The organism is Helicobacter sp. 23-1045 (genome assembly GCF_053654655.1).
In genome coordinates this window covers 68,699-95,332 of record NZ_JBSIUR010000008.1, presented here as the reverse complement: position 1 = coordinate 95,332, position 26,634 = coordinate 68,699, and the positions used below count along the sequence as shown (strand labels likewise).

General features: G+C 40.7%; 32 protein-coding genes. 8 read left to right on the top strand and 24 right to left on the bottom strand.

Going from position 1 to position 26,634, the window contains the following annotated elements; genetic code table 11:
• Positions 1-32 precede the first annotated feature (32 nt).
• Complete coding sequence (locus tag ACWIUE_RS08870) at positions 33-2,909, bottom strand: YhdP family protein (RefSeq protein WP_454136377.1); 2,877 nt, start codon at positions 2,907-2,909, stop codon at positions 33-35.
• Here ACWIUE_RS08870 and mltG point away from each other — a divergent pair.
• Positions 2,851-3,795: an endolytic transglycosylase MltG gene (gene mltG, locus ACWIUE_RS08865; protein WP_454136376.1), complete on the top strand. Its 945-nt coding sequence runs from the start codon at positions 2,851-2,853 to the stop codon at positions 3,793-3,795. The two genes, ACWIUE_RS08870 and mltG, sit on opposite strands and share 59 nt — an antisense overlap.
• A 38-nt stretch (positions 3,796-3,833) precedes the next feature.
• Positions 3,834-5,066: a lipid A deacylase LpxR family protein gene (locus ACWIUE_RS08860; RefSeq protein ID WP_454136375.1), complete on the top strand. Its 1,233-nt coding sequence runs from the start codon at positions 3,834-3,836 to the stop codon at positions 5,064-5,066.
• Positions 5,067-5,125: 59 nt separating this feature from the next.
• Here ACWIUE_RS08860 and ACWIUE_RS08855 read toward each other — a convergent pair whose 3' ends face one another.
• From ACWIUE_RS08855 to ACWIUE_RS08815, 9 genes are all read right to left on the bottom strand, one after another.
• Complete coding sequence (locus tag ACWIUE_RS08855) at positions 5,126-5,392, bottom strand: type II toxin-antitoxin system YafQ family toxin (RefSeq protein ID WP_454136374.1); 267 nt, start codon at positions 5,390-5,392, stop codon at positions 5,126-5,128.
• Positions 5,392-5,595, bottom strand: coding sequence for a hypothetical protein (locus ACWIUE_RS08850; protein WP_454136372.1), 204 nt, complete (start codon positions 5,593-5,595; stop codon positions 5,392-5,394). Before ACWIUE_RS08850 ends, ACWIUE_RS08855 begins: the two co-directional genes overlap by 1 nt.
• A 32-nt stretch (positions 5,596-5,627) precedes the next feature.
• Entirely contained in the window at positions 5,628-6,449 is an 822-nt protein-coding gene (locus tag ACWIUE_RS08845; RefSeq protein WP_454136371.1) for a tRNA (5-methylaminomethyl-2-thiouridine)(34)-methyltransferase MnmD, read from the bottom strand.
• A gap of 3 nt (positions 6,450-6,452) precedes the next feature.
• Positions 6,453-6,731, bottom strand: a complete 279-nt coding sequence (locus ACWIUE_RS08840) for a type II toxin-antitoxin system RelE/ParE family toxin (RefSeq protein ID WP_454136369.1) — start codon at positions 6,729-6,731, stop codon at positions 6,453-6,455.
• Positions 6,731-6,961, bottom strand: coding sequence for a hypothetical protein (locus ACWIUE_RS08835; protein WP_454136368.1), 231 nt, complete (start codon positions 6,959-6,961; stop codon positions 6,731-6,733). The genes ACWIUE_RS08840 and ACWIUE_RS08835 overlap by 1 nt, the downstream gene beginning before the upstream one ends.
• A 201-nt stretch (positions 6,962-7,162) precedes the next feature.
• Entirely contained in the window at positions 7,163-10,210 is a 3,048-nt protein-coding gene (locus ACWIUE_RS08830; RefSeq protein WP_454136366.1) for an efflux RND transporter permease subunit, read from the bottom strand.
• Positions 10,211-10,240: 30 nt separating this feature from the next.
• Positions 10,241-10,651, bottom strand: coding sequence for a hypothetical protein (locus tag ACWIUE_RS08825; protein ID WP_454136365.1), 411 nt, complete (start codon positions 10,649-10,651; stop codon positions 10,241-10,243).
• Positions 10,652-10,662: 11 nt separating this feature from the next.
• A complete protein-coding gene (locus ACWIUE_RS08820) occupies positions 10,663-11,403 on the bottom strand; it encodes an efflux RND transporter periplasmic adaptor subunit (RefSeq protein ID WP_454136364.1) in 741 nt (246 codons plus the stop codon).
• A 29-nt stretch (positions 11,404-11,432) separates the two neighbouring features.
• Entirely contained in the window at positions 11,433-12,818 is a 1,386-nt protein-coding gene (locus tag ACWIUE_RS08815; RefSeq protein ID WP_454136363.1) for a TolC family protein, read from the bottom strand.
• Positions 12,819-13,014: 196 nt separating this feature from the next.
• On the opposite strand from ACWIUE_RS08815, the gene ACWIUE_RS08810 reads away from it, so the two are divergent.
• Complete coding sequence (locus ACWIUE_RS08810) at positions 13,015-13,188, top strand: hypothetical protein (RefSeq protein ID WP_454136362.1); 174 nt, start codon at positions 13,015-13,017, stop codon at positions 13,186-13,188.
• Here ACWIUE_RS08810 and ACWIUE_RS08805 read toward each other — a convergent pair.
• The 9 genes from ACWIUE_RS08805 to speA form a co-directional block, all read right to left on the bottom strand.
• Positions 13,177-14,277: a hypothetical protein gene (locus ACWIUE_RS08805; RefSeq protein WP_454136361.1), complete on the bottom strand. Its 1,101-nt coding sequence runs from the start codon at positions 14,275-14,277 to the stop codon at positions 13,177-13,179. The two genes, ACWIUE_RS08810 and ACWIUE_RS08805, sit on opposite strands and share 12 nt — an antisense overlap.
• 35 nt (positions 14,278-14,312) lie before the next feature.
• Positions 14,313-14,471, bottom strand: a complete 159-nt coding sequence (locus ACWIUE_RS08800) for a hypothetical protein (RefSeq protein WP_454136360.1) — start codon at positions 14,469-14,471, stop codon at positions 14,313-14,315.
• A 44-nt stretch (positions 14,472-14,515) separates the two neighbouring features.
• Complete coding sequence (moaC, locus tag ACWIUE_RS08795; RefSeq protein ID WP_454136359.1) at positions 14,516-14,983, bottom strand: cyclic pyranopterin monophosphate synthase MoaC; 468 nt, start codon at positions 14,981-14,983, stop codon at positions 14,516-14,518.
• A gap of 15 nt (positions 14,984-14,998) precedes the next feature.
• On the bottom strand, positions 14,999-15,631 hold the full coding sequence (locus ACWIUE_RS08790) for a phosphatase PAP2 family protein (RefSeq protein ID WP_454136358.1): 633 nt from the start codon (positions 15,629-15,631) through the stop codon (positions 14,999-15,001).
• Positions 15,615-17,318: a DNA primase gene (gene dnaG, locus ACWIUE_RS08785; RefSeq protein WP_454136357.1), complete on the bottom strand. Its 1,704-nt coding sequence runs from the start codon at positions 17,316-17,318 to the stop codon at positions 15,615-15,617. The genes ACWIUE_RS08790 and dnaG overlap by 17 nt, the downstream gene beginning before the upstream one ends.
• Before the next feature lie 15 nt (positions 17,319-17,333).
• Positions 17,334-17,675 (bottom strand): hypothetical protein, encoded by a 342-nt coding sequence (locus ACWIUE_RS08780; RefSeq protein WP_454136355.1) that lies wholly within the window; start codon positions 17,673-17,675, stop codon positions 17,334-17,336.
• Positions 17,676-17,824: 149 nt separating this feature from the next.
• Positions 17,825-17,992 (bottom strand): hypothetical protein, encoded by a 168-nt coding sequence (locus tag ACWIUE_RS08775; RefSeq protein ID WP_454136354.1) that lies wholly within the window; start codon positions 17,990-17,992, stop codon positions 17,825-17,827.
• Between the two features lie 80 nt (positions 17,993-18,072).
• Complete coding sequence (gene cysE, locus ACWIUE_RS08770) at positions 18,073-18,786, bottom strand: serine O-acetyltransferase (protein ID WP_454136353.1); 714 nt, start codon at positions 18,784-18,786, stop codon at positions 18,073-18,075.
• Between the two features lie 87 nt (positions 18,787-18,873).
• A complete protein-coding gene (gene speA, locus ACWIUE_RS08765) occupies positions 18,874-20,721 on the bottom strand; it encodes an arginine decarboxylase (protein WP_454136352.1) in 1,848 nt (615 codons plus the stop codon).
• Between the two features lie 102 nt (positions 20,722-20,823).
• Here speA and ACWIUE_RS08760 point away from each other — a divergent pair, with 102 nt between their 5' ends.
• Together ACWIUE_RS08760 and ACWIUE_RS08755 are read left to right on the top strand one after the other, a co-directional pair.
• Entirely contained in the window at positions 20,824-21,120 is a 297-nt protein-coding gene (locus ACWIUE_RS08760) for a hypothetical protein (RefSeq protein ID WP_454136351.1), read from the top strand.
• Entirely contained in the window at positions 21,095-21,925 is an 831-nt protein-coding gene (locus ACWIUE_RS08755) for an ATP-grasp fold amidoligase family protein (RefSeq protein ID WP_454136350.1), read from the top strand. Before ACWIUE_RS08760 ends, ACWIUE_RS08755 begins: the two co-directional genes overlap by 26 nt.
• Here ACWIUE_RS08755 and ACWIUE_RS08750 read toward each other — a convergent pair.
• The 3 genes from ACWIUE_RS08750 to nusA form a co-directional block, all read right to left on the bottom strand.
• Positions 21,905-22,042 (bottom strand): hypothetical protein, encoded by a 138-nt coding sequence (locus ACWIUE_RS08750; RefSeq protein ID WP_454136349.1) that lies wholly within the window; start codon positions 22,040-22,042, stop codon positions 21,905-21,907. The genes ACWIUE_RS08755 and ACWIUE_RS08750 overlap by 21 nt on opposite strands.
• Before the next feature lies 1 nt (position 22,043).
• A complete protein-coding gene (locus ACWIUE_RS08745; protein ID WP_454136347.1) occupies positions 22,044-22,373 on the bottom strand; it encodes an ATP-grasp fold amidoligase family protein in 330 nt (109 codons plus the stop codon).
• A gap of 95 nt (positions 22,374-22,468) precedes the next feature.
• The gene (gene nusA / locus ACWIUE_RS08740) at positions 22,469-23,650 is read right to left on the bottom strand and encodes a transcription termination factor NusA (protein WP_454136346.1); all 1,182 of its coding nucleotides are present in this window, start codon (positions 23,648-23,650) and stop codon (positions 22,469-22,471) included.
• Between the two features lie 114 nt (positions 23,651-23,764).
• On the opposite strand from nusA, the gene ACWIUE_RS08735 reads away from it, so the two are divergent.
• From ACWIUE_RS08735 to ACWIUE_RS08725, 3 genes are all read left to right on the top strand, one after another.
• The gene (locus tag ACWIUE_RS08735; RefSeq protein ID WP_454136345.1) at positions 23,765-24,007 is read left to right on the top strand and encodes an HP0268 family nuclease; all 243 of its coding nucleotides are present in this window, start codon (positions 23,765-23,767) and stop codon (positions 24,005-24,007) included.
• A 97-nt stretch (positions 24,008-24,104) separates the two neighbouring features.
• A complete protein-coding gene (miaB, locus tag ACWIUE_RS08730) occupies positions 24,105-25,418 on the top strand; it encodes a tRNA (N6-isopentenyl adenosine(37)-C2)-methylthiotransferase MiaB (protein WP_454136344.1) in 1,314 nt (437 codons plus the stop codon).
• Complete coding sequence (locus tag ACWIUE_RS08725) at positions 25,363-25,638, top strand: hypothetical protein (RefSeq protein WP_454136343.1); 276 nt, start codon at positions 25,363-25,365, stop codon at positions 25,636-25,638. Before miaB ends, ACWIUE_RS08725 begins: the two co-directional genes overlap by 56 nt.
• A gap of 22 nt (positions 25,639-25,660) precedes the next feature.
• On the opposite strand, the gene ACWIUE_RS08720 is transcribed toward ACWIUE_RS08725, so the two are convergent.
• Together ACWIUE_RS08720 and ACWIUE_RS08715 are read right to left on the bottom strand one after the other, a co-directional pair.
• Positions 25,661-26,173, bottom strand: a complete 513-nt coding sequence (locus ACWIUE_RS08720) for an outer membrane beta-barrel protein (protein WP_454136341.1) — start codon at positions 26,171-26,173, stop codon at positions 25,661-25,663.
• 304 nt (positions 26,174-26,477) lie between these two features.
• Entirely contained in the window at positions 26,478-26,627 is a 150-nt protein-coding gene (locus ACWIUE_RS08715; RefSeq protein ID WP_454136340.1) for a hypothetical protein, read from the bottom strand.
• Positions 26,628-26,634: the final 7 nt, after the last annotated feature.

Here is a 26,634-nt window from a genome sequence, read left to right as displayed (position 1 = left end):
AAATTCGCAGAATCTCTTGCATTTTTTCCCACTTACCGCTCGCCTCGTCGTTTTTTATTTTCTTTTTTGAGTTCATCAATTAAGATTTGAAATGGCGAAAAGACGCGTTTTAGGATATTTATCGGTGCTTTTGCAGTGTCTTCTAAAAGCGAAATTTCTGTTTTTGGATTTTCAAATGTGCCTTTAATCGTCAAATCCGTGCTGATTTTCCCATCTTCGCCAAGTAGTAAAAACCCGATGATTGGGATTTTATTTAGAATCGAACTTAGTGATTTTATGGTGGAGAGCTCCAAGCGGATATTTAAATCGTGCGTTTTCAAATCCACCACGCCATTGCCACTAATATCAACCGAACTGCCCTGAATTGCGATATTTTCTAGCGCAAGATACTCGCTATCCACGCCCACACGGACATTTGCTTCATCTATCTCATATCCACTCGCGCTAAATCCGGGCAGTTTAAACACAAGCAAGGAGGGGATAGTATCGATAAAAGTTAGGATATTTTGCAAAGTCGCCATCTCTTTTATAGTCGTATCAAACGCGCTAATATCGCCTACAAAGCGATTATTTCGGTAAATGCCAAACACGCCAAATGTCCCGCCACTCACCATATCCTTGCCAAAAATGCCATTTATAAAATTCGCGCTAAAATTATTTGCCTCCACTTGCAATCTATCATCGCTCAAAATGATATTTGCAATGCCGTTTTTATTGCGTCCATTGGCGATAAATCCGCTTTTTGTGGTTTTTAGCATTGCCTCATCAAATGGGATTTGAAAATCAAAAAGTGCAATGTTTAAATTTTGCCCTTCAAGTAGGATATTTAGGGGGTTTTGCGGTTTTTTGGGTAGATTCACAGAATCTGTGGGCGATTCAGCGAATATTTCGGTAAAAAGCGGGATTTTTGACTCCAAAATCTCATTTACATTTATGATTTTATCGCTAATGTTTAAATCGATATCCTTGCCTTCAAGTGCGAATTTTAGGGCGATTTTATTTGTGCTATCGCTCAAAAATATCTCATCGCTAGAAATTTTGCCTTCGATTTTTAGCGAAGTTAGGCGGGTTTTGTTTGCGTGATATATGGGATAGTTTAGATTATTTAGCGTGGCATTTAGCAAAATTGGCGCAGAATCTTGCGGGATTTTTAGCGATAAATCGCCATTTTTAAAGTCTAATTTTGTAAGCAAAGGCGCGTAAGGCAATAAATTTGCGAGATTTGCGCTGATGGCGATTTCATCTATGAAGTCGATTGTCACGCCAAGCGGGGCGATTTGGATAAATGTGCCTTCGTTAAAGTCCATATTTGCGGTAAGTGCGACTTTATTAAGATTTAAAATATCATCCTCTCCGCTTTTAAGTTGCAATTTGCGTGGGGTAGCACTAAAAATCGCCGTTTTTTTATCCGCGTCCATTCGCATTTTTAAGTCGCTATGCAATATCTCGCCAAATTTCACATTCGCAGAATCTAACTCGATTTTATCCCCATCTAGCGAGATTTTCGCAGAATCTATGCTGATTTTTGCTTTTGCGATTTCAAAGGTAGAATTTGTGATTTTTATCTCGCCTTTTGCCCTTGCCTTAACCTCCAAATCCCCGCTAGGCAGTAAAATATCAAGGATTAGTTCGCCACTATTTTTGCCAGAAATTTGTCGCAAAGGCAGTGGCACTTCATAATTCTCCAAAATCTCCAAAATATTTTTATCTAATAGCGTTTTGTTTAGGTTTAGATTGATTTGCAAAAGTGTCTGCGGGGCGAAAAAATCGCTTATTTCAACAATGGCATTTGAGATTTTGGTGGGAGAAGTCGGCGCATTTTTCGCTGAATCTCGCCTTTGATTCGCTGAATCTTTGAGATTTTTCGCTGAATTTGTGAGATTTTTCGCTTCGCTCAAAATGACAAGATTCGCCGAATCTGTCGCATTTTTCGCTGAATCTACGCTAGATTCTGCGATTTTAGATTCTGCGCCATAAATGCCATCTTTTAGCGCGAAACTAAGTTTGCCATTTTTAAAGCGGACAGCGACTTTTTGCGCGGTAATATGCGCTAAATTATCATCGAAATTTAACTCCACATTTTCTAAAATCCCATCGGCATAAAGATTATCATTTATCACTCTATCGATATTTTTCAAATCCAAATTTTTGGCATAAAGATATGCGCGATTTATCGTAACTGCGCTATATTTCGCTCTCTCATACATCCACTCATAGACATCCAAATCCGCCATTTTAATATAAGGTGCCAAAATCTCAATGCTACTTAACTTCGCAGAATCTAGGGCAATATTTAGGTATTTTAGATTCGTCTCGCCTTGAAAACTTATCACATTATCCACGCGATTATTGATATAACTATCCAAATCAAAGGCAAAGATTCCGCCCCGCTGTAAATACAAAATGCGCCCTTTGATGATTAAATCTTGCTGTTTGACTTTTAGCACCTTGATATTTAGCAAAATGTCGCCACCATCGTTATTTAGGGCAAAATCCGCCAAAATATACGGCACATTCACACGAAATGAATCACCATCAAAGCGGACGAAATACCGCTCGCCATCGTAATTTATCCGCGCTAAATCTAACTTTTGAAAGAATGATGAAAGGGCGATTGCGTAATGTATGGTTTGCGTAATGTCGCTAATCTTTGGCGCAGAATCGGGCGATTTATTCGCATTTTTTGCTGAATCTGCCTTTTTTGCGATGTCAATTTGCCTTATTTCTAAAATTAACTTTTTGTCTAATTTTAGGTATAATCCGCTAATTTTTATGTTTGCGATTGATAGATTATCGATTTTGAATCCATCGCTCAAAACTTTATAAACTAGGGAGCAACACAGCACGACAATGAGTAAAATTGCGACTTTACTATATATTTTTTTTAATGCTTTGGCGTTTTTTTTCATATCACTTTTTTATTATCTAAGTTTGGAATCATCATATCCTAGCGTCATAAATGTGCCAAGAGGCGATGTTAGTGCAATTATAACACATTTTAAGAGAAATAATTTAGATATAAATAGATTTGATAAATTTTTATTGCGATTTTTTGGGCATCCGCAAAGCGGGTGGATTGAGATTGCGCCTAGCGATTCGCTAAATCGCACGACTACAAAGGGCAGTTTTTTATATCAGCTAACCACAAACAAAGCCGCGCTAAAAACTATCACGCTTGTGCCCGGGGAGACTATGCACTTTTTTATCGAGCATATCAATGAAGTTTTGGGATTGGACAAACAAGCCCTGTGGGACGCGTATAATGAATTTGCAAAATATCCTGACGGCGTAATTTATCCAAATACTTACAAAGTCCCGCTTGAAATCGGTCCGCGCTATTTGATGAATCATCTCATCTCTCAATCAATGCGGGAGCATAAGAAAAATGCGATAAAAATTTTGGGGCGATATGATGAAAAGCAGTGGTTTAACTTCGTAACGATTGCCTCAATCGTGCAAAAAGAAGCCGCAAGTATCGATGAAATGCCTTTGGTGTCTGCCGTGATTTTCAATCGCATAAAGGCAAAAATGCCACTTCAAATGGACGGCTCACTAAATTATGGCAAATTTTCGCACTCAAAGGTTACGCCCGAGCGGATTCGCGGGGATAAAAGCGTGTATAATACTTACCTAAATCGCGGGATTCCGCCTTATCCTGTGGGGAGCGCGAGTTTAGATGCGATTTTGGCTACGATTCGCCCTGCGAGCGTGGATTATCTTTACTTTGTCCGCGATAGAAGCACGGGGAGGCATACATTTTCAAAAACCTATAAAGAGCATAAGAGCAATTTCTAATGAAAGCGCGTAGTGGCAATTTGTTCTGGGGTAATCATTTGCGTTGTTTTGGCACAAAATTTCGCTCAATGGACGCCCAAGTCCTATTTCGCTCATTTCGCGCCAAAACAACGCAAAGCACTACCGCCATTACTTCGATTGAGATTCACAATGCGAATCAAAGTGCAAAAAATCCGTCATTGCGAGGGCGACAGCCCAAAGCAATCCAAAAAAATCGTCATTCTGAGCGAAGCGCGTTAGCGCGTAGCGAAGAATCCAAATCACGCGAATCCAAAACACAAATCAACATAAATATTTTTACAAAAATATTTTTTGCGTTTCTTTTTGTTTTAAATCTCACCCACGCCGACGAATTTACCCCAAACAAAAACCACGCCATAAATGTCGTTAGCGAAAATGACGCATATTTCGAGCCATTCATACGAAGCGATGAATACTACACCGCAGGGCATTTTGTGAGCTATTTGAGCCCTGAGTTTGCGGATTCGTGGATTAACAAAATCGCGGGATTCGCCCATCTCTACGACAAGCATTTCACGCGCTTTTTTCTCTCGCTAAATCAAGAGTTACACACGCCAAGCAAGGCAAACTACGATAGCGTTGTGGCGAACGATGATTTGCTCTTTGGCGCGGGACTTTACGCAAATCTGTCCTTTGTGAGCCGAACGCGGGATTTTATGGAGCAATTTAGCATAGATTTGGGCGTAGCAGGACCGCTTGCGCTTGGCAAAGAGACGCAAAGTGCCATCCACGCGCTGACAAATAATCGCATTTACAAAGGATGGGATTATCGCGCGCTAAAAAATGAATTTTTGTTTAACTTTCATTATGGATTTATTTGGCGATGGGTGTTTATTGAGGATTTTTTTGATGTGTTGCCACATTTTCAAATTTCGCTTGGAAATGCGCGCACTGCGATAAATGCGGGGGCAAAATTTCGCTTGGGATATGGGATAAAAAATGACTTTGGATTGCAAAAACTACACTCAAAAATCGCCCAAAATATCGCAGATGACGGACTAAAAGTCTATGTATTTTTTGGCGCAAGTGGGAGCATCGTGGGGCGCGATATGTTTATAGAGGGCAATACATTTGGTGGCGCAAAAAGTGGCGTGAAATTAGAGCGATTTTTGTATGAAGCTGAGCTAGGCGCGATGATTGGGTGGAAATATGTCTCTTTGGGGTATGTTTGGAGTAATCAATCAAAGCGATTTAGGGAGCAAAAATGGCAACACAAATACGGCTCGATTCGATTAGAGATAATGTTTTAGATTCTGCGATTTCGTGCAAAATTTGGCGAGATTCTGCGATTTATTACCTTTCGCAGAATCTAAAATAAATCGCTATGTGAGCCGATTGCAAGGCAGGTTAGGATTAAAACGCGCTTTTCTTTTTTATAGATTAGCAATAAATCCGGCTTGATATGGCACTCTCTAAATCCCTCATATTCCCCTGTTAGCTTGTGGTCTTTGTGCTTTGCGTCTAATATTTCATCGTTTAAGAGTTTGTCAATCACTGCTTTTGCGCGCACTTTATCATCATCGCTCAATTTTTTATACTGCCGTTTAAAGCGTGAGGCGGGCTTAAAAATATACATTAAGCATTCTCGCCAAACAAATCTTTTTCAAATTCATCAAAATTTTTATAGGTTTTTAGCGTATCTTTTTCCCTTTCGTATTCTTTAATCGCCTTATCTATGCCTTTTTCGCGCATCGGCTTTACCTTCGCCTTGCCTAGCTTTGCGATGTGTTTGATGATTTTCACCAAATCTTTGTCGGCATTTTCCACTACGATAGTCATTTTGCGTCCTTTTTTTGAAAATTTAGGCGAAATTATAGCGTGATTTTTTGCAAAAAAATGCTTTGAATTTTGGGGAGATTCTGCGATTTAGCTAAAATCGTGCCGTTTTTTAAGCTCCCGCATTTCATATCATAGACTTCAAATCCCACGCTTTGGCAAGTTTGGCGGACTTTTTTACTGCTAGAATAAGTGCTAATTGCGCCGTTATTTTTTAGAAGCGCGTGTAGATTTTGAAAGTGCGATTTATCCCACAGCTCGGCGTTTTTGGTAGGGCTAAAAGCGTCTTGATAAATTATGTCAAAGGTTTGCGATTCGCTATTTTGGCGCGAATCGGCGAGATTTTGCAAATAAATTTTCGCATCGCCTTTGTGTAAATAAAGCGATAGATTTTCACTCTCCCACGCCCCACGCAAAAATAGCGAATCCAAAATTTCGCGCAAAGGCAAATAACAAAGCAAGATTTTTGGATAGGCAAAATTGCGAAGCGTTTCAAGCAAGTGCAACTCAACGGAGTAGATTTTAGCGGCAATCCCGCACTTTTTGGCAAAGGCAAGAGAAAAAAGCGCGTTGTATCCAAGCCCAAAGCAAATATCTAGGATTTTTATGGGATTTTGTGGCGCAGAATCACGCAAATTCGCAGAATCTAGCGTAGATTCTGCGTTTTTAGCGCGATTCGCAGAATCTAATATTACAGAATCTTTCGCAAAATCCAAATTCTGCGTTAGTGTAAATGTAGGGATTATATGCTTATAAAGCGTCTCTAATATCGCGCCGTCCTTTGTGCTGTGATAAAAATCGCGATACTTCTCGCTATATAAGCTAAAAGAGCCATCTTTGGTAGGCAAAAGTTTCAAAACTTACGCTTCCCACGCATTTTCTTTATAAATCCCTAAAATTGTTATGCAAGTTTCACTCACAAGATAGGGGATAACAAAGCCTTTGATTATCAAATCACGAACATTGTCGCTGTTAAATTTTGGCGATTTTCGGCATTTGTATGGATTTGTGGTAAGATTTTGGCAGGTTTGCTTTATGAATCTGCTAAATTCTTTTGCGCGGATTTTGCTATCACGCGCAATAAATTTAGCAATCCTCCCAAGTTCAATCAAAAATCGCTGTGAATAGATAACTTTCATCACGCTTCATCTATGATTTTTTTAATTTTACCAAACACCTCATCTGCGCTTAATAATCGCATTTTGCCTTGCTTTATTAGCTCTATGTCGTTTTTGTAGTTTTGGATTCGGCGTTCGTGCGCTAAATGCGAAAGTGCTATTTGGATAACTTCGCTGTGGCTGATATTTTCTCTATTTGCTTCATCTATGACGAATTTTTCTGCTTCTTTTGGTAAATCTATGGTTAGCATATTTGTCCTTTAAATGAAAAAATTTTGTCATTATAGCACATTAGATTCTGCGAATCCAAAAAAATATAAGCGACTTGCGCGGAAGTATTTTGGATGAGAAATCGTGGTTGCGCAGTTGTGAGCGAGGCGATAGAACTAATGGTTCATCAACGAAGCGAACAACAAGTCTCCCCGATTTATCGCCAAAAGACAACGCGCCCATTACTTAAACTTCAAATTTTTCGCATAAAAGCTTCGCACAAAGTCATCAATTGGCACCATAATCTTATAAAACGCAGGGACGGCTAGCAAACTTAAAAACATCGATACGATTAGCCCGCCAATCATCGAAATGCCGATGGGATACTTCATCGCACTCCCCGCACCTGTGGAAATCGCCAAAGGTAGCATACCAAATACCATCGCAAGCACAGTCATCAAAATCGGGCGTAGGCGCGATTCACCCGCCAAAATAATCGCTTCATCCACGCCCTTGCCTTTATTGCGAAACTCATTTGCCATATCGATAATCAAAGTCGCATTTTTACCCACCACGCCCATCAAAACCATCAGCCCAATTAGCCCAAACATCGTAAGTCCATTGCCCGTTATCCAAAGTCCGATAAACGCCCCTGAGAAGGACAGCGGGAGCGTTATCATAATAATAATTGGCTGCACTAGCGATTCATACAACGCCGCCAAAATTAGATAAATCAAAATAAACGCCGTAGCAATGGCAATCACAATCTGCTCGATTGTTTGCTTGGCGTATTTTGCCTCGCCATCAAGCGTGTAGTTTGTGCCATCCACTAGCCACTCGCTTTTGCGCTCATTCATCTCTTGTAAAATCGCATTTAGGTTATTATCATTTTGATTGATGTTGCCATAGATTGTGATACTGCGCTCTCTATCATATCGCTTAATCGAGCTAGGGAGCGAAGTTTCTTTAATCTCAATCAGCCCATCGATAAATACCATTTCGCCCCTTGCATTTGGGATTTGCAAAAAGCGCAAATCTTCTAATTTCTTTCGCTCATCATCTGGCACACGAAGCAAAATGTCGTATTCTTTTGCATTTTCGCGGTAATATGAAATCGTGCTCTCCCCTGAAAACGCCGCATTTATCGCGCGTCCAATGCTTTGGGCGGAGACATTTGCGCGGTTTGCATTTTGTCGTAAAATATTTATGTGATATTCAGGCGCGTAATCGGGCGTATCGGTTCGCACATCGGTAATCCCTTTCACGCCACGAAGCATTGCGACTAGTTTATCGGCAGATTCTGTGACTTTGTCTTGATTGTCGCCTTTTATAATGACTTGCAAAGGTGAGTTTGGACCGCCACCCATCGTAGAAATCTCGGCGATTGAGATTTGCAAGTGCGAGAATTTCTCACGCAGCTTTTTTCGCAAATCGCTCATCACTTCAAACTGCGTCCTATCTCGCTTGTCCTTATCTACGAGTTTCACATAGATTTTCGCGCGGAAGGGATTTTTAAGACTATTATAGCCGATTTGCTCACTCGCAGAATCTACCGCAGAATCTTGCGCCACTTCGCTATAAATCTTCTCCACTTCGCCTTGCATTGCTTCAAGTGTAATGCCCGGTTTTGTCTCAATAAATATATTAAACTCGCCCATATCCTCGCTACTCATAAAGTTAAATCCAAGTCGCGAGATTAGAAGCAAGGATAGCGCGAAAAATATCGCCGTAGCAAGAATCGTCCAAAATTTATATTTGATTGCCACGCTAACGCTTTGAATGTAGAGCTTGTCAATTCGCCTAAAAAATGGCTCTGTTGCGATATAAAATCTACTTTGCTTTGTGCTAACCACAAGCGAACTAATCGTAGGGATTATCGTAACGACAACAAAATACGAAATCACAATCGCCGCAACAACGGATAGCGCGAAGCTTTGCATAATGCGCCCGATAATCTCGCCCATCGTAGCAATCGGCACAAACACCGCCAAAAGCATTGCTGAAATCGCAATTATCGCAAAGCCAATCTCTTTAACCCCCTCATACGCCGCCTCTAATCGTGGCATTCCTTTTTCTAGCTTTTTGTGGATATTTTCGATGACAACGATGGCATCATCAATAATTATCCCAATCGCCAAAGTTAGCGCAATCATCACAAGCATATTTAAACTCTGCCCCATACCTTGCACCACCGCAAAAGTGCCGATGATTGAAATAGGCAAAGAAATCGCCGCAACGATTGTCATTGTAAAACTTCGCAAAAATAAAAACACAATCGAAGTCGCCAAAATCGCGCCCAAAAGCAAGTCGAATTTCACCTCATCGATTGAGTGCTGAATATAAGTCGTAGAATCTCGCAAAACTTCAATCTCATAGTCCTTTAACTGCTCTTGCAATTCGGGCAAAATCTTATGCACGCTTTGTGCGATGGCGATGTCATTTTGCCCTGCGAGTTTTTGCACCTCAAAAATCACGCCCCTTTTGCCATTTACCTTCGCAAAAGTCGTATCTTCGTTTATAAAGTCGCTAACCTCCGCAATATCGCCAAGTTTGAGATTATTTGTGATGCGAATCTGCTCTAAATCCGCCACACTTTTGGCGTTTGCATCGATTGTCACAACCCATTCTTTTGAATCTGTCTTAACCTTGCCACCGCTTATTTCGATATTTTCTTGTGCGATGATTTGCGAGAGTTGCGCGTAAGTTATGCCATATTTATTCATAAGTGCGACATTTGGCTGGATTCGCACTGCTCTGTTGCGATAGCCAATCGCATTTGTCCCTGCTACACCTGCGATGCGCTCTAATTTTGGTTTCACAACTTCATCTGCGGTTCGCATAAGCGCGGGCAAAGAGACTTTATCACTACTTACAAAAATGCTTAAAATCGGCGTAGATGAGCTATCAAACTTCAAAACACTAGGATTTTTGATATTGCTATCATCAAATTGAATCGCGCCCACCTTGTCGCGCAAGTCATTCATCGCCTCCGCCTTGTCCTTTTCTAACACGAAGTTTGCAATCACAAGGGAGACATTTTGCGAAGTAATCGAAGTGATTTTATCCATCCCATCAATCCCGCTTAACGCCTCTTCGACTTTGTCAGTCACCTTTGTCTCAATCGTCTCGGCATTTGCGCCCGGATAAGTCGTAACAACCGCCGCCACAGGGAAGTCAATATCAGGCCAAAGCGACACAGGGAAGCGAAAAAGTGCCAAAATCCCAAAAAATAGTAGCATTAGTCCAAATACAAGCGTCAAAATGGGCTTTGAGATTGCTATTTTATACATTTTTAATCCTTTTAAAAATTTAATTTGTTTTTACAGATTCTGCGATTCGTGCGAAAATTGCGCTAGATTCTGCGATTCGCAGAATCTAATGCGAATTTGCCCGTCATTGCGAGATTTTCGATAGAAAATAAAAGCAATCCATTTATTGCGTGTGTTATTGTTTGTGGATTGCCACGACTTGCTTCGCAAGTCTCGCAATGACGAAAATAATCCCCCCTCCCTTGCGGAGGGGGCTAGGGGGTGGGTAGAATCGCTATTTGAAAATTGCGCGCCACTAATATTTTGCGTTTTTAACCCACCCCCTAAATCCCCCTCCGCAAGGGAGGGGGAGACTTTAAGAGAATCTCCACTCGCAAAAGATAGAGAAAATTTAAGAAAATCGCCACTTGTAAAAAAATAGAAAAGTGCGGATTTGTCTCGTAGTGACGGCACAATTTTCATAAGATTTACCCCTATTTTGTAGTGATAAATCCATCGCCAAATACGCCAGAGACCATATTTTGCACTTTTGCTTCTGCCTTTATTTTGCGCGTTTGCGAATCTATGCTTGGATAAACCTTTGTGATTGTCGCACTTTGCTTATTTTTGGCGTTATCCACCGAAAAATTATAAACATCGCCGACTTTGACTTTTCCCGCATATTTGGAGTCAAACTCTAACACAATCTTTACTTCATTGCTAATTAGCGTGAAAAGCTCCGTATTATTTTGCACCACACCCTCGCCTAACTCGATATTTTTTGTGGCAATCACGCCATCAAATGGTGCTTTTAAATAAGTATCATTTAGCATTTCTTTTTGCAGTTGCAAGGACGCTAATGAAGTCTTATAGTTATTTTCCGTGCTTTTAAAATTCGCATACATTTGCTCATAAGTGTTTTTGTCAATGACGCTTTTGCTTTGCTCGTATCGCTCAAACTGACTTTTTTGAAATAAATAAGTCTGTTCGTTTGCGTCCGCTTGGGCTTGTTGCATTTTGACATTTTCAATTTGTGTGCTATTTTTGATTTTTAAAAGCACATCGCCTTTTTTGACTTTTGAACCAACATCGACATTGATTGTATCTACGATGCCAGAAGCGTTGAGTTTCAAACTCGCCTCTTTTACGCCATAGCTTACAAAAGTCGCATAAACTTCCTCTGCCCATAGATTCGCACAAAAGAGCGCGAATCCTAAAAATACTAATTTTTTCATCTGTTACTCCTTATTTTAAAATTTGCCTTTTAATCAATATAATCTAATAGCATTTGTCCGCTATAAAAAATGTAATTTGCCTTTTGCAATTCAAAGTTATTTAGGCTTTGAATATACACAGATTCGGCGTTGTATTTGGCGATAAGCGAATCCAAATAGTCATTATAGCTAACCAACTGCGCTTGATATTTTTGCAAAATCGTCTCAAATGAAGTTGTCGCACTTTTTAGCGCGGCTTTTGCGGAGTTGATTTGCGATTGCGCCGCGATAATGGACTTTTTGTAAAATTTGATATTGTTTTTTTGCTCATCGCGCATATAAGCGATATTTTTAGACACCATAAGGCTAGATAATTTCAACGCTTCTTTTTGGCGATTCGTGGTAAATCCGCTAAAAATATTCCACGAAACGCTTATGCCAAAGACATTTTGTTGCTTTGGATATTGCGAAAAATATCCCGCGCCCAAGATAGATTCGGCATTATTTTTAAAATTCCACGAATAAGTATCAAATAGCGAAATCGTAGGAAAATATGTAATTGTCCCTGCTTGATAATCCAAGCTCAAAGCCTGCTCTTCTTGCATTGTGATATTTAGGCTTTGAATCTCTTTATCCGCAGGGGTTTTAATCGCCACAAGTTTTAGTTTTTCAATATCATCATTTGCCAAAAGTGAGAGTTGCATTTTGGTTTGCTCTAAATTTAGGCGAATCGTCTCTAACTGATATTCGGTATTGCTAAGCTCCGCCTTTAATCGCTCTAACGCATCGATGGGCTGCAATCCCGCGTTATAAAGAATCTCGATTCGTGCGACATTTGCAGCGATATTGATTTTTTTCTGCTCCATTGCAATCATCTGCCCTTTTAGCGAAAAATACTGATAATAAAGCGAAATCGTTTGCAAAAACATTGATTCTTCGCTGTAACCCTTATCGGCAATCGCAGCGCGAAGCAGGGCGTTATTTGAAAGCAAACTATATTCACGCGCCGCCCCATCAAAAATCACCCACGAAGCACTTGCTTGAAGCTGATGGGTTTGCAGTCCCTTGCCCCATTTGTTTTGCGGATATGAGTGCGCTAAACCAAAATTATACCCCACATCAATGCTAGGCAAATATCGCCCAATAACCGCATCTCGCGTGGCTTTTGCTTGCTCAATCGCCAAATCTTTTGCTTGCATTTGGTAGTTTTGCTTTGCCTTTAAAAGTAAATTTTTTAAATCCAAAGTGCCTTCGCCTTCGTCATTTAGCCTATCTTTAATCTCATTTTGCGGATTTATCGCAAACATTTCTTCAAATGCAATCGCAGATGAAATCGCAGAATCTGCGCTAGATTCTGCGCTTTTTGTAATCTCAATATCACTTGCGGCATTTAGCGCATTTAGCGCAAAAAGGGCAAATATAATTTTTAGCTTCATCAAATTATCCTTAAATATTTTAGAAATTTTTGCAAAAATTAGTGCGAAATCATAATCAAAAAAGATTAAAATAAACTTAAAATTATCTTAAAATAAACTTATAAAATTTATCCAAAATCGCTGAATTTACGCTAAACAACGCAAAAATACCAAATCAAAATTTTTATACTAGCGGTTTAAAAAATCTGCTATTTTTTTGATTAGATTCTGCGTTAGATTCTGCGAAGTTTGTGCGAATCGCACCAAAATCGCAGAATCTGCCCCTATTTCGTCATTGCGAGATTCTGCGTTTTTGCGTGTGAGATTCTGCGATTTTGCCGTTTATATAAAATTTTTACAAGAGTTTTCACATAAATCGCTATTCTTTTAATGCCTCTTTTAGCGCGGTGCAAACTACGCTTTTGTTGTCGGCGTTTGTGATAAATTTAGCATTATTTACCACCACACACATTTGCCCATCGTTAAAAAGTGCTTGAAAACCCATATATAATTTTAGCTCTGCTGCGATTTGTGTCATTTCTTGTTTTATGGCATTCTTGCAGGCTTTGGTGGATTTGCTATCCAAATACGCGCTTATGTCGCATACCGCATAATCATCAATGTCTTTTATATCATCTTGCACTGCGAGTGCTAGGGCATTTTTCGCATAATACAATCTAGTCAAATAAGCTTCTACCCAAAATTCTATAAACAAATCAAATGCCTTTGGTGCGCCATCGATTTCAAATGCGTTTATAAAGTCATCTATTTGCTGTTGAGTTGGTTTTGTCGCAAATAAATTTTTGCCTTTTAAATCGCTCCACGCTTCATTTTCTTTTGCGGATTTTATCATTTGATAGTTATTGTATCCTCTTCGCCCGTATTGAAAAATTTTCATCAATTTGCTTTTGTTGCTTATTGTTTGTAGATTTAAAACCATATATTTCAAATTTACAATTTCTGTCTCGTGTCCGCAAGGCAGTCCAATGCAAACAGATGAAGTTTCTTGATTGTCAATAAATGTGAAAAAATACTCGCCCAAATCCTCAATCATTCGCCCTTGCTCTGCGAAAAAATCATCTATATTTTTGACAAAATCTGCATAATCCATTCGCCCATCAGATTCGCTTGTATAATATCCCACAAGCGCAAATAGCAAAATGTTTCGTTGAGCGTTTTGATAATATTTCACAAAGTCCTTTTGCTCTGCGCTCTGCGCTAATCTTTCTAATGTCGCATTAAAGGTAAAATGCTCTTTTTGGTAGGCTAAAAGCAAATTTAGGATTTTTACCTGCGGTGTATCATAAAACGCCGCCGAATCATTGTCGCTAGGCGTAAAGCGCAATTCTTGTGGCACATCTTGCGAAATTGCTTCTTTGATTAAAGGCTCAAAGTCTTTTAGCTCTACGCTTTTGGAGTTTGTGATATTTGGCACTCCACAGCCACAAAGAAAAAGTGCGAAAATCAAAATATATTTCATAGCAAACCTTTAAATTTGGGATTAAAAACGCGAAATTATAGCGAAAATTCGCTTTTTTTAGATTCTGCGACAGATTCTGCGTTTTTTGATTTTTTGGATTGCTTCGTTGTTTTCGCTTCGCTCGCAAAACAAGGCGAAGCCGAAGTTTCTTTATCCAATTCTGCGAATTGCTTCGTTGTTTTCGCTTCGCTCAAACTGCCTCGCAATGACAAAATATAGGCAGATTCTGCGACAGATTCTACACCCGAAAATCTCCGCTTTTGCCACCGCTTTTGCTAATCAGGCGGATATTTGAAATCACCATTTTTTTATCCACAGCTTTTAGCATATCATAGATTGTAAGAAGCCCGATACTTACGGCACTTAACGCCTCCATTTCTACGCCAGTTTTGCCCTCGCATTTGACTTTTGCACTAAAAATTACGGCGCGATTCGTGGCGTCCATAGTCGCTTCGCAATCCACTTTGCTTAAAAAAAGCGGGTGGCACATAGGGATAAAACTACTAGTTTTTTTCGCTCCCATAATCGCAGCTACAATCGCCGTATCAATTACCGAACCTTTGGAGTTTGTATTATTTTTTAGCGCGTTGAAAGCGTCCTTATTCATAGAGATTTGCCCCTCTGCAACGGCTTCTCTGCTTGTGATATTTTTAGTCGAAACATCTACCATTGTGGGGTTTTTGTGTTTGTTGATATGTGTTAGCATAGTTTGTCCTTTCATCTAAAATCTATAAGAAATTTGAATTGCATAATTGTGCGATTTGGCGGGCGAATCCACAAATGAATCATTGCGAAATCTCATAAGATTTGCATTTGATTCGCCTATGATTAGACTCACGCTCAAATCCCTTTGCGTGATGAAATATCCCAAAGTGTAACCCAAAATCGCCCCGCCAAGCACTTGTAAAATCGTGTGCTTTTCGGCAACCACGCGCGAAGCCCCCGTGAGCGAAGCAAGGATTAGGCAAGGAACTCCAAGCGCATTGCCATATCGCTTTTGCGCAAATCCCGCTGCGACAAACGCACTTGCGGTATGTCCGCTAGGGAAGCCCTGAAAAGCTCCGTTGTTTGGGCGTTGTGAGATTCGCGCGGCGTTAGGATTTTTCTTTGCGATACCATAAAAACTATATTTGATAATATAAGTCGCACCAATCGCAGTTGCCGTGCTAAGTGCTAACCACCCCGCGCCCTCAAAGTCCTGCGTGGCAAGTGGATAGATTGCCACAAATGCGGGGAGAAACTGCATAATATCGCCATAAATCTCAAAATTTTTGGCGTTATTGATGGCGTTTGCAGAGTTTATCGCACCGCACAAAAGCGCGACACAAAGGATTTTTTTACAAATTTTCTTCATAGCGCACCAAAGTGCCTTTTTTTAGTAAATTGATTTTGCCATTTATTGCAAAGGCGCGGTTTATTTTATCGCTTAAATCGCTTGTTTTGACTTTTTCTAGCATTTTTGCATAAGCGTTTATTAAAAAAAGTCGCATTTGCTCTTTAAAATCCGCGTAATTTAGTGCCTTTATATGCTCATCGATGGCGATTCCTAGCAAATCTTTATGCTCTAATTCTCCGCGTTTTAGGGCTAAAAATGCCTCTTTGCGCGTGAAAATGCCCTCGCTTAAATACTCCAACGCAACTTCAAGCAACGCATTATCCTCCAAAATGGATTTCAGCAAAATTTCCTCCGCATTTGATGGATTTGCGAATCTATTGTTTGTTGCATTTGGATTTGGCGTGTTTGAAGATTTGCTATTTTTGCGCACATTTAGCAATCGTGGCGAGATTTGAAGCGTATTTGCCACAAAATCCTTGTATTCATCGCGCAAAAGCGGGGATAGATTTTTCATAAAGTCCAAAATCTCATTTAACGCCCTCTCTTTTTGCAGTGGATTGCCCAAATCAAAGCGATTTGCAATGGTTTGAATGACAAATTTGATAAATGGGATAGGCGCGGAAAATAGCTTTTCTAAATCCGCGATTTTGCCCTCTACCACCATATCTGCTGGGTCTTTGCCATTTTCAAAAATCACCACGCCACCATTTTTGTTTGCCAAAAGCAAGGACGCCTTAAATGCCGCATTTATCCCCGCATTATCGCCATCATAGCATAGCAAAATATCCACTTCACCCCGACTAATAAGTGGAATATGCGTTTGCGTAAGCGCAGTGCCTAGCGTGGCAACGGCGTTTGTAAAACCCGCTTGATGAAGCATAATCACATCAATATAGCCCTCTGTGATGATGATTTGGTGTTTTTTGAAAATACCCTCCCGTGCGAGATTGTAGCCATAAAGAAGGCGTGATTTGTTAAAGATTTTGCTTTGCTGTGAGTTGATATATTTCGCGCCTTCGCCACTCAATATTCGCCCACCAAAGCCCACAGCCTTGCCATTTGTCGCATATATGGGAAACATAATGCGCCCACTAAATCTTGCAAAAAATCGATTCGCGTTGCTTGAATCGCGCCCAATTACGCCAATTTCAACCAATTTATCAAATGGCATTTGATTGCGCTTTAAAAACGCCACAAAATCCGCGCCCACGCCACTAAAACCAAGTTTGAATTTTGCAATAGATTCATCGCTAATGCCTCTATCGCGCAAATATTGCAAGATATTTGAATTTTGTCGCAAGAGATTTTGATAGTAGCTGACAATCTTTGAAAGGCTATCATTCACGCCAAAATCAAGCGGTTTTTTGTCGGTATAAGTTAGCGTGAAATTACATAAATATGCAAGTTTTTCAACCGCTTCGGCGTAAGTCAAATTTTCGATTTTCATTATAAAGCTAATGCAATCCCCGCCCTCGCCACAGCCAAAGCATTTGAAAATATTGCGCTGCGGATTTACCACGAAGCTTGGCGTTTTTTCGTTGTGAAATGGGCAACACGCCGTGTAATTTGCGCCTGTTCGGCGAAGCTCTACATAGTGGCTTACAATCTCATAAATGTCCGCTCTTTGCTTTAATTGCTCAATTGATTCGCGCTCAATCATCGCCAAAATTCGCCCTTTTTTTGATAGCAGATTCTGCGTTTTCACAGAATCTAGCGCATTCTACAACTCGCCTTTTTCGATTTTCGCTAACAAATACTCGGCGAATGCCTTTGCGTTTGGATAAAGGCGAGCGATACTTTGAGAATTTTTCGCCTTCTCAACCGCCTCTTTATATCGCCCGGCGCGAATGATTCTGCGTGTGTGCTTTATGCGATATTCAAGGGTTGAGAGTTCCTTGCCGTAGTTGTCAATTATCGTTTTTACGAGTTTTGCTCGTGCTTTTTTGTCGATGATTTCTATTTTGTCATATTTGATTAACGCCTCCAAACTGCATAAAATAAACCATCCGCCCGCTTTCATAAAAGAACGCTTGAATTTTTCATCTGTCATTTTTGTCGTCATTTTACTTCCTTTTTTTGCTGAAATAGATTTGATATTTTACCCCATATTTTTAAAAAAATGTTAATTTTGAAAATATTTTGCAAGATTCTGCGAATTATTATTTTTCCGTCATTGCGAGCGAATGCGAGTGTGGCAATCTATAACTTCATTCAATAAATGGATTGCCACGAAGTCGCCACAAGTGCGACTTCTCGCAATGACGAATCTATTTTAGATTCTGCGTTTTTTGGCGTTTTTTCGCAGAATCGCAGAATCTTACGCGAAATTCGCAGAATCTCACGCGCGAAAATCGCAGAATCTACACCAAATTCCGTCATTGCGAGATTCTGCGAATTATTATTTTCCCGTCATTGCGAGCGAGCAAAGCGAGCGTGGCAATCCAAAATTTTATCAAAAATCACGCATCCTTTATCGTTTTGATAAAAGATTCGTAGAATTTATCTAACTTTTCTTGCTCTGCCTCTAACTTCTCTAAATCCTTGCAATCGCGCTTCACACGGCATTCTAAAAGCTCGATTTTTTTAAGCAGATAATTAAACATTTGCGCTTCAATGTCGGGCAGTTTGTTTTGTGCGCTAGATTCGCGCTCACGCCCTTTTTGGATAATTTTGGCAGGGATTCCTATGGCTGTCGAATCGGGCGGAATGTCCTTTATTACGACAGAATTTGCGCCGATTTTGGCGTTTGCGCCGATTGTGATATTGCCCAAAATTTTCGCACCTGCGCCGATAACCACGCCATTTTCGATTGTGGGGTGGCGCTTGACTTTTTCCAAACTCACGCCCCCCAAAGTCGCGCCTTGATAAATGGTAATGTCATCTTTTAAAATCGCCGTCTCACCGATGACAACGCCCACTCCGTGGTCGATAAACACGCGCCTACCGATGATTGCCGCAGGGTGAATGTCGATATTTGCCACAAACTGCACAAATCCCATAATGATTCGCGCAAAAACCTTAAATCCGCGATTGTAAAGCCTGTGTGCTACGCGATGATTCACAAGCGCAAAAAGCCCCGGATAGTTGAAAAATAGCTCGATAGTCGAATTAAACGCAGGGTCGCGGTGGCGCACCGTGCGAAAATCCTCTTTGATAAGGCTAAAAAGATTCATTTGTTTCCTTTAATTTTTGGGTAGATTCTGCGAATTTTGGTAATAAAATGGCGTAGATTCTGCGATTCACGCATAAAAACGCAGAATCTACTTCGCACTAATCGTCCTTAAATAGCCATTTTCGCTAAGCATTATATAAAGCTGTCCCAAAATCTCTTTGCGCTCATCATCGTTTAAAAACTCGCTCTCATCAATCCTTTGGCGCAAGATTCGCTCAATGTCCTTTGTATCATAGTCCAAATCATCAAGCACATCTAATATATTTTGCGCAGGGAGCAGATTTTCGATGATATATCCGCTATCAGAATCATCGTCCAAAATCACGCTAAATTCTGTGGGGTGCGTGAAAAGATTGTGCTTCATTCCAAGCACTTCTTGATACGCGCCCACCAAAAAAAATCCCAAAAAATATTCATCATTTTTTATATCCACATCGTGCAAAAATAATGGCATATTTTTATCAAAGCTGATTTCGCCATCGCTATCGCAGGTTATATCCCAAAGACTTGCACTTCGTGTGGGGCGCGTGTTTAGCTTATCAAGTGGCATTACGGGGAAATTCTGCCCTAGCCCCCAGCTATCGGGTATGCTTTGAAAAAAGCTACAATTTAGCAAATATCGCTCTTGAATCTCATCTTGGATTCGCAAAATCTCATTGTGATTTTTGTGCTTTAAAATGCCTATGACTTTTTTGATAATCAAATGCACCAAAATCTCCGCATTGCTTCTATCCTGCAAATCGATATATCCTAACTCAAAAAGCGTTAAAAGCGACTCCAAATGGTCTAAACTATCGTGCAAATACTCCATAGCGTGGCGTTCATCGATGCTATTATACAAATCCATCAGCTCATCGATTAACTTTGGATTTTTGTCTTTTTTGAGTTTTAGTGCCTGCTCATCGTATTCTTGCGAAAATAGCTCTAATACAGGCGCAACTAGCACAGCGTGGCTTGCGGCAATATATCGCCCTGATTCGATAAAAATGTCTGGTTCGCGCTCTTTTTTGTTTTTTGCAATTTCTTTTAGCGAAAACACCACATCGCCACTAAATTCATCAAGCGTATAGTTGCGATTGTTTAGCCCCTCGTGTTGCGTGTATTCTACCGCCAAACCGCCACCGATATTTACGATATTTAGGTTTTCACAGCCCATTTTGCGAAGCTCGGCATAAATGTTACCCGCCTCGCGCAGTGCCTTTTTAAGTGGCGAAATGTCGCGAATCTGTGAGCCGATATGAAAGTGAATCATCGAAAATTGTGAGATAAGTTTGGATTTTTTAAGTAGATTCACCGCCTCCAAAAGCTCTGTTGAAGTTAGCCCAAATTTGGCATTTATCCCGCCAGACTTCGCCCAAATCCCGCTACCCATCGAATGTAGTCGAATCCTAATGCCGATATTTGGGTAAGGTGCGCCCATTTCTTTTGCCACTTCGATAATCGTCTGCAATTCATTTAGCCCTTCGATAGTCAGCGTGATATTATGCCCCATATTTGAGGCGATAAAGCCCAAATTTATCATTTCTTTGTCTTTGAATCCATTGACTGTGATAGGTGAGCCAAGATTCGTATAAGCCATAGCGACAATTAACTCCGCCTTGCTCCCTGCTTCTAGCCCATAGTCCTTGTCGATTGATGCCTCTACAAGTGGCAGGACAAAGTTTGGAAATTGATTGACTTTGAGCGGGAAAACCGCCTTAAACGCGCCTTTGTATTTATACTGCTTAATGGAGCTTTTAAACGAGCTAAAAAGTTTGTTTAGTTGCTTTTTGATTAAATGCGGGAAGCGAATAAGAAGCGGACCTTTATAGCCGTCATCGCGGATTTTTCGCACAATATCAATAATGGCAATGTCTCTATTTTCTTCAATCTTTACCTTGCCATCTTCGATGACAAAATCATCCCTAGACCAAAACTTTATCCCGTAGTCAAACATCTCGCGCCGTCCTTGTGTTTAAACTTAAAAAAGCGGAATTATAGCAGATTTAATATTTTCTGCTACAATTCATCTTTTATTTTTGAAAATAAGGATGTGAAAATGAAAGAGTTGATTAAAAAAAGTTTGATTTTTAGAGTGCTAAATCCCCTGCGCTTGGCGATTCTGCGAATGTGGGAGAAGCGATTAAGCGATGAGGAATATTTCAAAAAAAGACATCAAAAAATCTTTGGTTACACACCAGATTTCGCCCACCCAAAGACATTTAATGAAAAAATCATCCACCGCATTTTATTTGATAGAAATCCACTTTACACGCACCTTGCGGATAAATTAAAGGCGAGGATTTATATCGCCTATAAATTGCGAGATTTTGCGTTTGAGGGGGGGGGCAGATGAGGTAAAGAACGCAGAATCTACGCTAGATTCTGCAAATTGCGATAAAAATAAATTAGATTCTGCGAAAAATTCCACAGAATCTCCCCCAGATTCTGCGCTTTTCCAAACACTTCAAAAACCAATCGATGAGTTAAAATCCGCCATTTTTGAGACGAATTCCTGCAAATTTTTGCCAAAACTTTATGGCATTTGGGAGTGCGTGGAGGCGATAGATTTTGATATTTTGCCAAATTCTTTTGTGCTAAAAACAAATCACGATGGCGGTGGCGTGGTGCTTGTGAGTGATAAAAATGCACTCTTACGCGACAAGCACGCATTTAAGTCCGCGATGAAAAAACTAAAAAAGCACCTTACGACAAATTACTACACACTTTACCGCGAGTGGCATTACAAAAACATCACCCCACGCGTATTTGCGGAAGAGATGTTGTATGAAAAGTTTGAAAATGGGGATTTTCAATACCCAAGCGATTATAAAGTGCATTGCTTTGGTGAGTGTGCGTATATTCAAGTCGATACCGAGCGATTTACAAATCACACGCGCACGATTTTTAACGCGCAGTGGGAGAAAATGGAGTGCGAGTATTTATATCCCACGCCAAAAAATATTCCGCCCCATCCGCAGAATCTCGCCCTTATGCTTCAAATCGCCACGCATTTATCAGCGCAAATATCGTATTTACGGGTGGATTTGTATAATTGTGGGTGCGTTGTGGTGGGGGAACTCACGCTAACGCCAGAAGGTGGCACGGGGCGATTTAGTCCAAATTCGTGGGATGAAAAATTAGGTGCGCTGTGGAAATAGCGCAGATTCTGCGATTTTACGCAAAAATTTAATAGATTCTGCGATTTTTGCGCCTTTCGCAAAATCTAAATTGCCACGATTTTCTAGCGAACATCCCACAATAGCAAAAACGCGCAATCTACATTTTCCACAAGTCGCCTAACTTTCTATCCCACTCAATCGGCGTAAAAATATCCGTCCCACCCGCAGGCGTAAAGGTGAATTCCCCCACAAACACGCGCTTATTGACATTATACAAATCCACGCGCACATACTTTGTCACACTCAAAATTTCCGCGATTTGCAACATTTGCGATAAATTCGTAGGTTTGCTCGGCAGGGAATTTGGGTGCTTTTGGTAGCGAAAGGGCATCGTCTGCCACTTGCAACTCATCGCAATCTCGCATTGCTTCACAAAGCGATTTGTGATGGTCTCGATGTGACTTATCGCACCGCCAAAGCAATGCACTTTATAATCGCTTGGGTATTGAAAATCCCCATTTTCAAACTTTTTCGCGTGAGTTTTCTTAAAACGGCATTTTTAAAATAAAATTTTACGAATCTCTACTCTTTAAACAATGCCTTAAACATTTTTTCTTTTTCCTCGCTAGACATCGCGCCATCATCCGTAGAATCTGCCGAATTTTGCGTTAGATTCTGCGTTTTATCCGTATTTATCGCAGAATCTAGCGCATTTTCCGCGCCTATGTCATTTATAACTAGCTCCAATCCCAAAAGCATCGAAGCCAAGCGGATATTTACGCCATCTTTGCCGATGACTTTTGGCTTTTGTTCGCTGTGGATTGTGATTGTGGCTTTTTCGTCCTTTATTTTTACGCTTTTGATTTTGGCGGGGCTTAACGCATTTGCGACAAAGATTTCAGGGACGGGCGAATACTCGATACAATCGATATTTTCGCCACATATTTTTTTGCTAACGGCGTTGATTCGCACACCTTTCACGCCAACGGTCGCGCCTACCGCATCTACGCGAGGCGTATTGCTTTGCACGGCGACTTTTGCGCGGACACCGGGGATTCGCGCACTTTTGATAATGCTGACTTCACCATCGGCGATTTCAGGCACTTCAAGGCGCAAAAGTTCCTCCAAAAACTTCGGCGTAGTGCGACTTAGCTCGATTTGAATGCCATATTTTTTGTCAAAATAGATATTTTTCAAAATGCACGAAATATTCTCACCCACCGCGAATCTCTCGCCTTTTATACGATTTTTGCGTGGGAGTTTTGCTCGCGTAGCGTCAATCTCTACGATACTATCCTCGCTTTTCTTATCCACAAAAATCACCATACCATTCACAATCTTGCCTATGTGGCTTTTTAGTTGCTCATAGATTTGGTTTTCCAAACTCTTATCCATAAGCTCTTCAAAGTCCTTTAACAGCGCACTTGTAATGTTGCGATTGATGTCAATTTCGCTCAAATTTATCTCTAACAAAATCTCATCGCCGATGTGAAGTGCGCTACTATCGATATTTGGCAGATTTTGCGCCGAATCTAGCGTGATTTCTGTCTCACTATTAAAATCCGCCGAATCCACCACTTTTAGCTTGTAAAAAAGCTTTATGGTTTTGTCTTTTTTGTCAAAATCAATGACATAGTTTTTATCCTCGCCAAGCGTGTTTTTTGCTAGTTTTAAAATCTCGCCTTCGACAATATTTTGCACCGATTCAAGTTGCAAACCCTTCTCGTATGCGATAATCTCCATAACATCTAAAATCTTATCCAAATGATTATCCTTTGAAATTTAAAATCGCAAATTATAACAAAATTGCGCTAATTTTTAAGGGTAATTTGCTACAATCCGCAATTTAAAATTTTTCACATTTTTAAGGACACAAATATGGAATTTAAACTAGCAAAACCAGAGCTAAACAGCAAGGCAAAAAGCATTTCGCTTGATGAAATCATCAAAGTGGCAGAAGAAAATGGTAGCGCGACATTTTATTTGGATAGCGAAAATGGCGCAAAAGACATTCAAAAACTCCGCACTTCGCTAGAAAAAGCAAATAAATCCGTGCAGTTAAATGAGCTAAAATATGGATTAGATAGCTATCTTTATGAATTGCATATTATAAGCTATTAGATTCGCGTGAATCGTGTGAATCTTGGGGCATTTTGTGGCGAATCTTACGCATCTTGTGGCTTTTTTTGGGCGCGAATCTAGTGGATTTAGAGCATAAATGATTCAAAAAAAACTTTTTATCAAAACCTTTGGTTGTGCGATGAATGAGCGCGATTCAGCCCATATCATCGCAGAGCTTGGTGCAAAAGAAAATTACATTCTCACAGACGAGCCAAAAGACGCGGATTTGATTTTGATAAACACCTGCTCCGTGAGAGAAAAGCCCGAGCGCAAACTTTTTAGCGAAATAGGCATTTTTACAAAACTCAAAAAAAGGGGCGCAAAGCTAGGGATTTGCGGATGTAGCGCAAGTGCGATGGGCGAATCGATTATCAAAAAAGCCCCAAGCGTGGATTTTGTGCTTGGTGCGCGAAATGTCTCCAAAATCACGCAGATTTTAAATATCCCAAAAGCAGTCGAAGTCGCCACAAATTACGATGAAAGCAATTATGAATTTGCGCTTGGCGGGGGCGAATCTGGCATTCATAAATTTCGCGCGCTGATAAATATTTCAATCGGTTGTGATAAAAAATGCGCCTATTGTATCGTCCCGCACACGCGTGGCAAAGAGATTTCAATCCCCCTTGATATGATTATAAATGAAGTGCGATTCCGCGCCAAACGGGGCGCAAAAGAGATTATTTTGCTAGGACAAAATGTCAATAATTATGGCGCGAGATTTTCTAGCCCCCATAAGCGCGTGAATTTCACTGAACTTTTGCGCGAAGTAAGCAAAGTTAGCGGTGTGGAGCGCATTAGATTTGTTTCTCCGCACCCACTGCACTGCGATGATGAGTTTATCGCGGAGTTTGCGAGTAATCCAAAAATCGCAAAATACATTCACCTGCCCTTGCAAAGCGGGAGTAGCAAGGTTTTACGCGATATGAAGCGCGGTTACACAAAAGAGTGGTTTTTAAATCGTGTGGAGCGATTCCGCGCACTTGCCCCAAATGTCGGCATTGGCACGGATATAATCGTGGCATTCCCGACTGAACGCGAATCTGACTTTGATGAAACGCTTGAAGTCGTGGAGAGTGCGCAGTTTGATACGATGTATAGCTTTATTTATTCGCCAAGAGCAAATACAAGCGCGTTTGACTTGCCAGAAATCCCCAAAATCGTGGCAAATGAGCGACTAAAAAAACTGCAAAATTTACATAAAAAAATTTTAGCGCAAAAAGCAAAGCGCGAAATAGGGCAGATTCATAGCGTGATGATAGAAAATCATAATGATAAGCGCGAATTTGAAGGGCGAAGCGACAATGGCAAATTAGTGCGCCTAAAAAGCGCAAATCCGCTTACCATAGGCGCAATCTATGACACAAAAATCACACACGCCAAAAACGGCGCATTGTTTGGAGAAATCGTGTAGATTCGCAGAATCTCGCGTGAAAATTTTATCAAAACGCAGAATCTGTCCCACGCCGTCATTGCAAGGAAGTTTGAGTGAAGCGAAAACAACGAAGCAATCCACGCCTTATTCGTCATTGCGAGTCCTTGCGATAGCAAGGCGAAGCAATCCAAAAAAATATAATATAGATTGCCACGAAGTCGTGCCGACTTCTCGCAATGACGGGAATTTGGCGCACTAGATTCTGCGTTTTTTAGCAAAGTCTAAAAGCTAAACACATATCGTGCCGTTACGCTAAATGGGCTATGGAGCGTGTTTTTAACTTTTACAATGCCACTATTATTTCCGCCTCCATTGCCATTTTTCACGGATATGCTTCTATCAAGCAAAGTGGTTTTCAAAAACGGCACTTTTGCCACTAGCTCAACGCCGTGATTTTTAGCGATATTTGCGCGAAGTCCCACATTTAGCGACAAATCAAAGCCCGTTTTGGCGAGGCTAACGGGAGCTGTGATATTTTGCGCCAAGCTATTCAAATAGTCCTCGTGCTCGTCCAAATCTTGCCCGCTCCACGAGTTTCCGCCCACTCCAAGCCCGATAAATCCGCCAAAGTCCAGCGTCTCATTTGCCACAAAATTTGCCAAAAAATCCACATTCGCGCCGTAATTTATCAAAGTGCCTTCAACCCTATCTTTCCAATTATAGCCCCGCGCTACGGCGTTTGATTTTAGTGTGGCGTGTGTAATGCCGACATTTGCGTAGTAGCGCAGTCCCAAGTATTGCGTGAAAAACTGCTTGTATCCTACGACAACGCCGTATTTTACGCCTCCGCCGTCATATTTTGCGCTTTGGTTGAATGCACCGCTGATTTTATTTTCAAATTTTCCTGCGCCATAGCCGATTTCCGCGCCTGCAAATACGCCACTTTCTTCGGCAAATGCGAGATTTGCGCTACAAAAAATTAGCGATAAAGCGATTTTAGGGAGTTTGTGAGTGTGTGTGAAGTTCGCAGAATCTAGCGTAAAAATTTTACAAAAACGCAGAATCTCGTGCGAAATTTTACAAAAACGCAGAATCTAGTTAAAATATTTCGCTTCGCTTATTCTCTCGCAATGAAGGGACAAAACACATTAGATTCTGCGATTCGCAGAATCTCGCGTGAAAATTTACAAAAACGCAGAATCTCGCAATGACGAATTTCTCAAACTCCCGCAAACGCACACAAAGCACGCACTTT